Origin of the sequence: Nonomuraea glycinis (genome assembly GCF_014646515.1) — a bacterium.
In the GTDB taxonomy this organism is placed as follows: Bacteria; Actinomycetota; Actinomycetes; order Streptosporangiales; family Streptosporangiaceae; genus Nonomuraea; species Nonomuraea glycinis.
In genome coordinates, this window is sequence record NZ_BMNK01000006.1 from 140,777 (window position 1) to 153,030 (window position 12,254).

Here is a 12,254-nt window from a genome sequence, read left to right on the forward strand (position 1 = left end):
GCGCGCCCGGTAGTGGGTCGGAGGTCGGCGTTCACTTGGCTGTGCCGTACAAGATGATCGCCCGACTGAGGCAGACGTCGCGCGCACGTCCGGTAGTGGGTCGGCGCTCAGAGGGCGGCAGGGCGTCCGGGTGGTCAGGTGGTGGTGGTGAGGGCGTGGACGGTGGTGGTGACCTGGGTGGGGAGGGCGGCCAGGCGGTGGAGGGGGGCTTCCAGGGGGGTGAGGTCCTCGGCCCAGGGGGCCGCCTGGCGGATGAGGGTGCGGGCCTCGTTCTTGGTGAGGGTGGAGCCCTGGGCGCGAGCCAGGGAGATGAGGGCCTCGCGCCAGGTGTTGGCGAGTTTGGCGTGGCCGTGGTCGAGGATGCGGCGCAGCACCTGCTCCTCGGGGGCGGTCGGCTGGGGGCGGCGGGTGGCGCGCAGGACGGTGCCGTCGGTGACGCAGTCGTAGACCGAGGCCAGGACGGCGGGGAGCCGGGCGGGCGGCTCAGCCAGGTGGAGGTGGACGTGGCCGGCGCGGGTGGCGAGCAGGAGGCGGGGGATGGCGCTCTCCAGGCCGGCGGGCACGGCGATGGCCACGCTGTCGAGGGTGGCCGCGTAGGGCTTGGCCAGCCAGGTGGTGAGCTTGGCCCTGGGCTGGGGGAGGGGCTTGGGCCAGTCGCCGACCAGGAGGTCGGCCGTGGTGTCGGCGGGCTCGGCGCCGGGCCGGGCGGACTCGATCGACTGGGGGCCCTGGGTGTAGATGGCGGTGACGGCGCGGTCGAGGCGGGCGGCCGCGGCGGGGCGGGTTCTGGTGGTGGGGCGGAGGAGGTAGAGGTCGGCGGCGGACCCGATGGCCTCTGCACCAAAATATCGGTTGAAATCGGGATATATGGCGTCAAAAGTTAGGTTCAGTGCCGACAGGGAGTTCTGCACCTTGAGCGCCAGCGCCGGGGTGCGCTCACTCGCGCCGTAGGCGAGCAGGATCCGGCCGTCGTCCTTCAGGCCCTCGATCGCGCGGGCGGTGAACAGGCTGATGCCCTCAGGGGTGTACGGCGGGTCGGTGAGGGCCAGGTCGTGGTCGTGGGCCGACGGGGGCAGGGTGAGGCGCAGGTCCGCCCAGCGGGTGCGTACGCCCAGATCCTGCTCGTCGATGTAGGCCAGGATGCGCTCGTCGACGTCGACCACCGTGACGTCCGTCTCCGGGTGGACGAGTTTGACCGCGAGCGAGGTGAGGTCGTGGTCGCCCACGCAGAGCAGCCGGGCGCCCGGCAGCCAGAAGCGGGCGCCGAGCAGCAGGGCCCGGCGCAGGACGGTGTCGGGGGTGGCCGCGACGTGGTCCAGCGTGTGGCGGGCGCGCGGCGCCTTGGCGATGAGCTCGCGCAGGCGCTCCAGCGCCGGCCCGTAGTGCGGCAGGAGGTGGGCGACGGGGTCCTCGGGCGCCGGGGCGACGGCCAGCAGGTCCTGGTAGTCGGGGGAGTGCTCCGGTGCTACCCGGAACCGGTCGCCGGAGCGCTCCAGGCGCAACTCCCGCAACAGCTCCTCGATCGTGCGCCTGGACGTGGCGCTCTGCCTGACCAGGTCGGCCAGGGTCCACCACTGGCCGTCGCAGAGGAGGGTCAGCGCGTGCCTGAGCCTCCTGCTGTCCACCCCGGCCGCAGCCAGCAGGCGCTCCACCCCGTCACGCTCCATGGACCAACCCTATCGAGCGGCTCAGCGCCCAGAAGCAGAGCAGGATGTCCGGGAATCGGGTGAATGTTCGCCATGTGGGCGCGGTGGGCACCATTCTGGCAGCGTGCGGTAACCTCTATCCACGATAAGCAGCAGGGCCAACGTCGTCCCCGCCTGTTCACGCAGTTCAGACAGACGAAGACGACGGGAGGGATTCAATGCCTGCTGCCCACCTCGGGTTCCCCGAGCCCCAGGGCCTCTACGACCCCGCCAACGAGCATGATGCCTGCGGTGTCGCGATGGTCGCCGACGTCGCCGGTCGCCGGGGGCACGACATCGTGGTCAAGGCGCTGACGGCACTGTGCAATCTCGATCACCGGGGGGCCAAGGGTAGCGAGCCGGACACCGGCGACGGAGCCGGGATCCTGACGCAGATCCCTGACGCGCTCTACCGGGCGAGCGTCCCGTTCGCCCTGCCGGACAGCGGCCAGTACGCCACCGGCATCGCCTTCCTGCCGATCGACGACGAGGCGCGCGCGATCGGTGTCGGCATGATCGAGGAGATCGCCGCCGAAGAGGGCCTGACCGTGCTCGGCTGGCGCGACGTGCCGGTCGACCGCGCCCTGCCGGGGCCGAGCGCCCGCGCCGTGATGCCGTTCTTCAAGCAGATCTTCGTGGCCGCCCCCGGCGGCGAGTCCGGCCTGGAGCTCGACCGGCTCGCCTTCTGCCTGCGCAAGCGGGCCGAGCACGAGGTGGACGTGTACTTCACGTCCCTGTCGGCCCGGACCATCGTCTACAAGGGCATGCTCACCCCCGACCAGGTCGAGCCGTTCTTCCCCGACCTGTCCGACGAGCGCTACCACAGCGCGATCGCGCTGGTGCACTCGCGCTTCTCGACCAACACCTTCCCGAGCTGGCCGCTGGCCCACCCCTACCGCTACATCGCGCACAACGGCGAGATCAACACGGTCAAGGGCAACCGCAACTGGATGCGGGCCCGCGAGGCCATGCTCGAGTCGTCCGTCATCCCCGGCGACCTGTCGCGGCTCTTCCCGATCTGTGACCCGGACGCCAGCGACACGGCCTCCTTCGACGAGGTGCTGGAGCTGCTCCACCTGGGCGGGCGCACCCTGCCGCACGCCGTGCTGATGATGATCCCGGAGGCGTGGGAGAACCACACCGAGATGGATCCCGCGCGGCGTGCCTTCTACGAGTTCCACTCCTCGATGATGGAGGCGTGGGACGGCCCGGCCTCGATCACGTTCACCGACGGCACGCTGGCCGGCGCCGTGCTCGACCGCAACGGCCTGCGCCCCGGCCGGTTCTGGGTGACCGCCGACGGGCTCGTCGTGCTGGCCTCCGAGGCCGGTGTGCTCGACTTCGCGCCCGAGGACGTCGTCCGCAAGGGCCGCCTGCAGCCCGGCCGGATGTTCCTCATCGACACCGCCCGCGGCAAGATCATCGAAGATGACGAGATCAAGGCCGAGCTCGCCGCCGAGTTGCCGTACGAAGACTGGCTGCACGCCGGCCTGGTGCGCTTCGAGGAGTTGCCCGCGCGCCGGAGAGAGATCCCGACCCACGAGGCGCTCGTCAGGCGGCAGCAGACCTTCGGCTACACCGAGGAAGAGCTGCGCATCATCCTCGCGCCGATGGCCAGGAGCGGCCTGGAGCCGATCGGCTCCATGGGCACCGACACGCCCGTCGCGGTGCTGAGCGAGAAGCCCAGGCTGCTGTTCGACTACTTCACGCAGCTGTTCGCGCAGGTCACCAACCCGCCGCTGGACGCCATCCGCGAGGAGCTGGTCACCTCCCTGGCCAGCGTGGTCGGCCCCGAGGGCAACCTGCTCGCCCCGGGCCCCACCTCCTGCCGGCAGCTCGTGCTGCCGTACCCGGTGATCGACAACGACGAGCTCGCCAAGATCATCCACATCAACGACGAGCATGACCTGCCCGGCCTGCACCCGCATGTGATCTCCGGCCTCTACCCGGTGGCGGGCGGCGGCCAGGCGCTGCTGAGCCGCCTGCGGGAGATCAGGGCCGAGGCGTCGCAGGCGATCGCCGAGGGCGCCCGGATCATCGTGCTGTCCGACCGCGGCTCCTCCGAGACGCTCGCGCCGATCCCGGCGCTGCTGCTCACCGGCGCCGTGCACCACCACCTGATCCAGGAGCGGACCCGCACCAAGATCGGCTTGGTCATCGAGACCGGCGAGGCCCGCGAGTGCCACCACATGGCGCTGCTGATCGGCTACGGGGCCGGCGCGGTGAACCCGTACCTGGCCATCGAGACCGTCGAGGACCTCGTCGACTCCGGCGCGCTGGCCCTCGACAAGCGCGTCGCCGTGCGCAACCTCATCAAGGCCTACGGCAAGGGCGTCATCAAGGTGATGTCCAAGATGGGGGTGTCCACCGTCGCCTCCTACACCGGTGCGCAGATCTTCGAGGCGCTCGGGCTCAGCCAGGAGGTCATCGACTCCTGCTTCACCGGCACCACCTCCCGGCTCGGCGGCGTCGGCTTCGACGTGCTGGCCCGCGAGGCGGCCGGACGGCACCGGCACGCCTACCCGCGCGCGGAGAACCCGCACCGGCGGCTGCAGGTCGGCGGCGAATACCAGTGGCGCCGCGAGGGCGAGCCGCACCTGTTCAACCCCGAGACGGTCTTCAAGCTGCAGCACGCCACCAGGAGCCGCCGCTACGAGATCTTCAAGGAGTACACCGGCATGGTGGACTCCCAGGCCGAGCGGCTGATGACGCTGCGTGGCCTGTTCAAGCTGCGTAAGGGCGCCTCGATCCCGATCGAGGAGGTCGAGCCCGTCTCGGAGATCGTCAAGCGGTTCTCCACCGGGGCGATGTCGTACGGCTCGATCTCGATGGAGGCGCACGAGACGCTCGCCATCGCGATGAACCGCCTCGGCGGCAAGTCCAACACCGGCGAGGGCGGCGAGGACCCCGAGCGCCTCTACGACGACTCCCGGCGCAGCGCGATCAAGCAGGTGGCCTCCGGCCGGTTCGGGGTGACCTCCGAATACCTGGTGAACGCCTCGGACCTGCAGATCAAGATGGCCCAGGGCGCCAAGCCCGGCGAGGGCGGCCAGCTGCCCGGCCACAAGGTCTATCCGTGGATCGCCAAGACCCGGCACTCCACGCCCGGCGTCGGCCTCATCTCGCCGCCGCCGCACCACGACATCTACTCGATCGAGGACCTGGCCCAGCTCATCCACGACCTGAAGAACTCCAACCCGCAGGCGCGGGTGCACGTGAAGCTGGTCGCCGAGGTCGGGGTCGGCACGGTCGCGGCGGGCGTGTCCAAGGCGCACGCGGACGTGGTGCTGATCTCCGGCCACGACGGCGGCACCGGGGCCTCCCCGCTGACGAGCCTCAAGCACGCGGGCGCGCCGTGGGAGCTCGGCCTGGCCGAGACCCAGCAGACGCTGCTGCTCAACAACCTGCGCGACCGGATCGTGGTGCAGGTCGACGGCCAGCTGAAGACCGGCCGCGACGTGGTCATCGCCGCGCTGCTCGGCGCCGAGGAGTACGGCTTCGCCACCGCGCCGCTGGTCGTGTCCGGCTGCGTGATGATGCGCGTGTGCCACCTCGACACCTGCCCGGTGGGCGTCGCCACCCAGAACCCGGAGCTGCGCAAGCGCTTCACCGGCAAGCCCGAGTTCGTGGTCAACTTCTTCGAGTTCATCGCGGAGGAGATCCGCGAGTACCTCGCCGAGCTGGGCTTCCGCACGCTCGACGAGGCGATCGGGCACGTCGAGATGCTGGACATGGCGGCGGCCGAGGACCACTGGAAGGCCAGCGGGCTCGACCTGTCGCCGATCCTGCACCTGCCGGCGCTGCCCAGCGGCACCCCGCTGCGGCGCACCGTCGCGCAGGACCACGGGCTGCGGCACGCGCTGGACAACACGCTGATCCAGCTCGCCGAGGGCGCGCTGAACGACGGCACCCCGGTGACGCTGGAGCTGCCCATCCGCAACGTGAACCGCACCGTCGGCACCATGCTCGGCTACCAGGTCACCAAGCGGTACGGCGGCGCGGGCCTGCCGGACAACACCATCGACATCTCCTTCACCGGATCGGCCGGCAACTCCTTCGGCGCGTTCGTGCCCCGCGGCATCACGCTGCGGCTCACCGGCGACGCCAACGACTACCTCGGCAAGGGCCTGTCGGGCGGGCGGCTCACGCTGCGCCCGCACGACGCGGCTCCGCTGGACGGGCACATCATCGCCGGCAACGTCGCCCTGTACGGCGCCACGTCCGGTGAGGTGTTCATCCGCGGCGTGGTGGGGGAGCGGTTCTGCGTCCGCAACTCCGGCGCCACCGCCGTCGTCGAGGGCGTCGGCGACCACGGCTGCGAGTACATGACCGGCGGCACCACGGTGGTGCTCGGCCCGACCGGCCGCAACTTCGCGGCGGGCATGTCCGGCGGCGTCGCCTACCTGCTCGACCTCAAGACCGAGCGGGTCAACCGGGAGATGGTCGCCCTGGAGGCGCTCACCGAGCAGGACGCGGAGTTCCTCAAGGAGATCGTGGAGAAGCACTTCGCGGAGACCGGCTCGCCGGTGGCCAAGCAGTTGCTGGCCGACTGGGACGACGCGCTCGCACGGTTCGGCAAGATCATGCCGACCGATTACAAGCGGGTCATGGAGGCCGCCGAGGCCGCCCGGATCGAAGGCAGGGACATCGACGAGGCCGTCATGGCGGCCGCGGTCAAGGGATAAGGGAGGCGTAACCGATGGCTGACCCCAAGGGTTTTCTCACGCACGACCGGGAGCTGCCGGCGCGCCGCCCCGTCGACGTCCGCATCAGTGACTGGCAGGAGGTCTATCAGGACTTCCCGCAGGAGAAGCTGACCAAGCAGGCGGCCCGCTGCATGGACTGCGGCATCCCGTTCTGCCACAACGGCTGCCCGCTGGGCAACCTCATCCCCGAGTGGAACGACCTGGTCCACCGGACCGACTGGCGGGAGGCGATCGAGCGGCTGCACGCCACGAACAACTTCCCGGAGTTCACCGGCAGGCTCTGCCCGGCTCCGTGCGAGGCGGCGTGCGTGCTCGGCATCAACTCCGACCCGGTGGCGATCAAGCGGGTCGAGGTCGAGATCATCGACCGGGCGTTCGCCGAGGGCTGGGTGACGCCGCAGCCCGCGGCCCGCAGGACGGGCAAGCGGGTCGCGGTGGTCGGCTCCGGCCCCGCCGGGCTGGCCGCCGCCCAGCAGCTCACCCGGGCGGGCCACGACGTGGTGGTGTTCGAGCGGGCCGACCGTATCGGCGGGCTGCTCCGGTACGGCATCCCCGAGTTCAAGATGGAGAAGCGGCACATCGAGCGCCGCCTGGAGCAGATGCGGGCCGAGGGCACCGAGTTCCGCACCGGCGTGAACGTCGGCGTCGACGTCACGGCCGCCGAGCTGCGCGCCGAGTTCGACGCCGTGGTGCTGTCGGGTGGCGCCACCGCCTGGCGTGACCTGCCGGTGCCGGGCCGCGACCTCAAGGGCGTCTACCAGGCGATGGAGTATCTCCCCCTGTCCAACAAGGTGCAGGAGGGCGATTACGCCGCCCCGCCGGTGTCCGCCGAGGGCAAGCACGTCGTGGTGATCGGCGGCGGTGACACCGGGGCCGACTGCATCGGCACCGCGATCCGGCAGGGCGCGGCCTCCGTCACCCAGCTGGAGATCATGCCGCAGCCGCCGGCCACCAGGTCGGCGAACCAGCCGTGGCCCACCTTCCCCATCCTGTTCAAGATGGAGAGCGCGCACGAGGAGCTCGCCGAGGGCGGCGGGGAGCGCGTCTACGCGGTCTCCACCACCGAGTTCGCCGGCGACGCCGACGGCAACCTCCGGGCGCTGCGCCTGGTCGAGGTCGACGGCCCGCAGAACGGGTTCAAGCCGATCCCCGGCAGCGAGCGGGAGATCCCCGCCGAGCTGGTCACCCTCGCCATGGGCTTCCTCGGCCCGGAGAAGGGCCCGCTGCTGCACGACCTGGCGGTGCTCGCGGGCGACGGGTTCTACGACGCGCGGGGCAACGTCTCGCGGGACAAGACGTACATGTCCAAGGTCGACGGCGTGTTCGTGGCCGGCGACATGGGGCGCGGGCAGTCGCTGATCGTGTGGGCCATCGCCGAGGGCCGCGCCGCCGCCAGTGGCGTCGACCGGTTCCTGACCGGCGAGACGGCGCTGCCGTACCCGATCCTGCCGACGGCGCGTCCGCTGGTGTAGCGACGTGTGAGAGCGCCCGCCCCCTCAAGGGCGGGCGTTTTCCTGCTTTCTGTACGTTCCGCGCGCGGGGCCAGGCATGCCGAAGCGGGCGGGCGAAGTTGCATCACCTGATGACTGCCGGGAAGATGCAGTTTCAAGGGGAATGCGGCTAATGGGGGAAGAATGCGGCGAATTGTCTCTTGCCTCGCGGCCGTGACCATGGCGGCCTCGCTCACCGCCTGCGCGGCCGTCAGCGCCCGGCAGGCCGTCGTCCAGGCGGATTACCTGGTCTTCTACGCCGACGGCCGGCAGGCCCACGCGCTCGACGTCATCAAGGGCGCGGGGGGCAGCACCGTCCGCGCCGAGTCCAAGCTCGGCTACGTCGTGGCCCGCGGCGGAGCGACGTTCGCCGAGGTCATCGGCGCCGACCCGGCGATCGTCGGCGTCTCCGCCGACCGCCGGATCGGCTACGCCTCCGCCGCCGCGCGCGCCCTGCCCGACGCCGCCGCCCTCACCAGGAGCACCAAGAGCGACCCGCTCTCCGGTCGCCAGTGGGACATGAAGATGATCGGCGCCGACCGCGCGCACGCCAAGGAGCCCGGCAGCCGCAAGGTCCTCGTCGGCGTCATCGACACCGGCATCGACGGCAAGCACCCCGACATCGCCCCGAACTTCAACCGTGAGCTCAGCCGTAACTTCGTCACCGACAGGCCCAAGGACGAGAAGGGCGAGACTCTCGACGGGCCGTGCGAGGCCGCCGACTGCAAGGACGCGGTCGACCAGGACGACGACGGCCACGGCACGCACGTCGCCAGCACCATCGCCTCCCCGATCAACGGCATCGGCGTCGTCGGCGTGGCGCCGAACGTGCAACTCGTCAACATCCGAGCCGGTCAGGACTCCGGCTTCTTCTTCCTCAAGGCCAGCCTCGACGCCCTCACCTACGCCGCCGACATCGGCGTCGACGTGGTCAACATGAGCTACTACGTCGACCCGTGGCTGTTCAACTGCCGGGCCAACCCCTCCGACAGCGCCAAGGAGCGGCTGGAGCAGCGGGCCGTCATCACCGGCATGCAGCGCGCTCTCGACTACGCCCGCAAGAAGGGCGTCACCCTCATCTCCGCCCTCGGCAACGGCGCCTCCGACCTCGGCAAGCCCAAGGTCGACGAGGCCAGCCCCGGCTACCCTCGCGGCGGGGAGCGGATCCGCAAGGTCGACAACTCCTGCCTCAACGTGCCCGCCGAGTCCGTCGGCGTCATCTCGATCTCCTCCGTCGGACCCTCCGGCCGCAAGGCGATCTACAGCGACTACGGCCTCGAGCAGACCGACCTGTCCGCGCCCGGCGGTGACGCCCTGGACGGCAAGGCCGCCTCACCCGCCCGCTCGATCCTGGCCGCCGCCCCCGAGGCCGTGCTGCGCGCCAAGGGCCGGATCGACAAGTCCGGCAGGCCCAAGACCGGCGACGTCCTGCGCGACTGCACCCGCAGCCCCTGCTCCTACTACCAGTATCTCGACGGCACCTCCATGGCCGCCCCGCACGCCACCGGCGTCGCCGCCATCCTGATCAGCCGCTTCGGCAAGCCCGCCAAGTCCGGCAAGGGCGGCCTCACCCTCCCGGCGGCCAAGGTCGAGGACTATCTCTACCGGACCGCCACGGCCAAACCCTGCCCGTCGCCGCGCGCGTACGCATACGATCTCCTGGGCGACAAGGAGATCCACGTCTGCAAGGGCGACAAGAAGAAGAACGGCTTCTTCGGCCGGGGCGTCGTCAACGCGTACCAGGCGGCCACCTTCGAGCCGTGACCGGCCGGCGTCCTGCGGAGCAATACCCGAACTTGGCTCGCCCGGCAGCCGCCGTTGCCGTGCTGTTGTCCTGTCTCGGGTACGTTCTGCGTCGTCAATGACTGCCAAGTGGTCTGTACCAATTAAGGTAGGACTCGTGACTCGTCGCGCGAAAATCGTCTGCACTCTAGGTCCAGCCACGTCCTCTCCTGAACGCCTGCGCGAGCTCATCGCCGCGGGCATGGACGTAGCACGGTTCAACCTCAGTCATGGTGATCATGACCTGCATCGTGAGGTCTATGACCGGGTCAGGGAGGTGGCGGCCGACCTGGGCCGTGGCGTAGGTGTGCTCGCGGACCTGCAAGGCCCCAAGATCCGCGTCGGCAGGTTCGAGGAGGGCCCGGTCAGGCTCGGTTTCGGGGACATCTTCACCATCACCGCCGAGGACGTCCCGGGTGACCGCGAGCAGGTCTCCACCACCTACAAGGGACTGCCGGGCGACGTGCGCCCCGGCGACACCATCCTGGTCGACGACGGACGCCTCGTCCTGGAGGCCACCCGGATCGACGGCGACCGGGTCGTCACCCGCGTCGTCATCGGCGGCATGATCTCCGACAACAAGGGCCTCAACCTGCCCGGCATCAACGTCAGCGCGCCCGCGCTCACCGACAAGGACGAGGCCGACCTGCGCTGGGCGCTGCGCATCGGCTGCGACATGATCGCCCTGTCGTTCGTCCGCCGCCCCTCCGACGCCGACGTGGTGCGCAACATCATGGAGCAGGAGGGCGTGCGGCTGCCGCTGCTCGCCAAGATCGAGAAGCCGCAGGCCGTCGAGCGGCTGCCGGAGATCATCGAAGCCTTCGACGGCATCATGGTCGCCCGCGGCGACCTCGGCGTCGAGCTGCCCCTGGAGCAGGTCCCGATCGTTCAGCGGCGCATCATCGAGCTGTGCCGGGAGAAGGCTCGCCCGGTCATCGTCGCCACCCAGATGCTCGACTCGATGATGAGCGCCCCCCGGCCCACCCGCGCCGAGGCCTCCGACGTCGCCTACGCCGTGATGGACGGCGCCGACGCCGTCATGCTGTCCGGCGAGACCTCGGTCGGCAACTATCCGATCGAGTCGGTGTCCACCATGGACCGCATCTCCTGCGCCGCGGAGAAGGCCTACCTCCAGGCCACCCACCACCTGGAGCGGATGCCGGAGACCACCGGTGGCGCCATCGCCAGGGCCGCCGCCGAGGTCGGCGCCATCGTCGGGGCCAAGGCCCTGGTGGCGTTCACCATGTCCGGCGAGACCGCCCGCCGCCTGGCCCGCTACCGCTCGCCGATCCCGCTGCTGGCCTTCACGTCCTCCCCGCACGTACGCGGCCAGCTGTCGCTGACCTGGGGGGTGGAGACGTTCCAGGTGCCGTTCGTGCACCACACCGACGACATGGTCAGGCAGGTGGAGGCGTCGCTGCTGTCCCTGGGCCGGCTGGAGAAGGGCGACAAGGTGGTCATCGTGGCCGGCTCGCCTCCCGGCAGCCATGGCTCCACCAACGCGCTGCGCGTGCACACCATCGGCTCCGCGGTGTCCCACGCGAACTGACCGTAGAGGGTCGAAAGGGCCGCACCGGTCGGTGCGGCCCTTCGCGTTCAGCCGCCCAGGTCAGTTGGCGTGCAGGTCGGCGTTGAGCTTGACGCCGCCGCCGGTGCGGGGGACGGCCTCGACCGCGCCGGTCTGGGAGTTGCGGCGCAGCAGGATCCCGCTCGTGCCCGACAGCCGCTCGGCCTTGACCACGTCGCCGCCGGGCAGGGCCACCTTGGTGCCGGCCGTGACGTAGAGCCCGGCCTCCACCACGCAGTCGTCGCCCAGGCTGATCCCGATGCCGGCGTTGGCGCCCAGCAGGCAGCGCTCGCCGATGGAGATGACCTGCGTGCCGCCGCCCGACAGCGTGCCCATGATCGAGGCGCCGCCGCCCACGTCGGAGCCCTCGCCGACGATCACGCCGGCCGAGATCCTGCCCTCCACCATGGACGCGCCGAGCGTTCCGGCGTTGTAGTTGACGAAGCCCTCGTGCATGACCGTGGTGCCGGCGGCCAGGTGGGCGCCCAGGCGCACCCGGTCGGCGTCGGCGATGCGCACGCCCGTGGGCAGCACGTAGTCGACCATCCGCGGGAACTTGTCCACGCCGTAGACCGCGACCGCGCCCTTGGCGCTCAGTCGCAGCCGCAGCCGGGTCTGCTCGAACTCCTCGACGGGGCACGGCCCGTGGCTGGTCCACACGACGTTGGCGAGCTTGCCGAAGACGCCGTCGAGGTTGAGCCCGTGCGGCCGCACCAGGCGGCTGGACAGCAGGTGCAGCCGCAGGTAGACGTCGTGCGCGTCGAGCGGCGCCTCGGAGAGCTTGGCGATGCCGGTGCGGACCGCCACCACCTCGACGCCCCTGGCCGGGTCGGGGCCGACCAGGGAGGCCAGCTCCCCGGCCTCCTCGGCGGCGAGCCGCTCGGTGCCCGCGAGGGGAGGATCGCCCAGCTCAGGCGCGGGGAACCAGGTGTCGAGGACGGTGCCGTCGGCGGCTATGGTGGCGAGCCCGACGCCGTAGGCGCCGGTCACGGTGGGATCGATAGCAGTCACGTACCTCAAAATA

General features: G+C 70.8%; 6 protein-coding genes. 4 read left to right on the forward strand and 2 right to left on the reverse strand.

Going from position 1 to position 12,254, the window contains the following annotated elements; translation table 11 throughout:
* Window positions 1–134 precede the first annotated feature (134 nt).
* Window positions 135–1,667: a bis-aminopropyl spermidine synthase family protein gene (locus IEY87_RS18950; protein WP_225277473.1), complete on the reverse strand. Its 1,533-nt coding sequence runs from the start codon at window positions 1,665–1,667 to the stop codon at window positions 135–137.
* 197 nt (window positions 1,668–1,864) lie between these two features.
* On the opposite strand from IEY87_RS18950, the gene gltB reads away from it, so the two are divergent.
* From gltB to pyk, 4 genes are all read left to right on the forward strand, one after another.
* Window positions 1,865–6,370, forward strand: coding sequence for a glutamate synthase large subunit (gltB, locus tag IEY87_RS18955; protein WP_189140018.1), 4,506 nt, complete (start codon window positions 1,865–1,867; stop codon window positions 6,368–6,370).
* A gap of 14 nt (window positions 6,371–6,384) precedes the next feature.
* Window positions 6,385–7,863 carry a glutamate synthase subunit beta gene (locus IEY87_RS18960; protein WP_189140019.1) on the forward strand — a complete coding sequence of 493 codons (1,479 nt, stop codon included), beginning with the start codon at window positions 6,385–6,387 and terminating at the stop codon, window positions 7,861–7,863.
* Between the two features lie 198 nt (window positions 7,864–8,061).
* Entirely contained in the window at window positions 8,062–9,645 is a 1,584-nt protein-coding gene (locus IEY87_RS18965; RefSeq protein WP_225277518.1) for a S8 family peptidase, read from the forward strand.
* A 136-nt stretch (window positions 9,646–9,781) separates the two neighbouring features.
* A complete protein-coding gene (gene pyk / locus IEY87_RS18970) occupies window positions 9,782–11,212 on the forward strand; it encodes a pyruvate kinase (protein ID WP_189140021.1) in 1,431 nt (476 codons plus the stop codon).
* Window positions 11,213–11,272: 60 nt separating this feature from the next.
* Here pyk and dapD read toward each other — a convergent pair whose 3' ends face one another.
* Complete coding sequence (dapD, locus tag IEY87_RS18975) at window positions 11,273–12,241, reverse strand: 2,3,4,5-tetrahydropyridine-2,6-dicarboxylate N-succinyltransferase (protein WP_225277474.1); 969 nt, start codon at window positions 12,239–12,241, stop codon at window positions 11,273–11,275.
* Window positions 12,242–12,254: the final 13 nt, after the last annotated feature.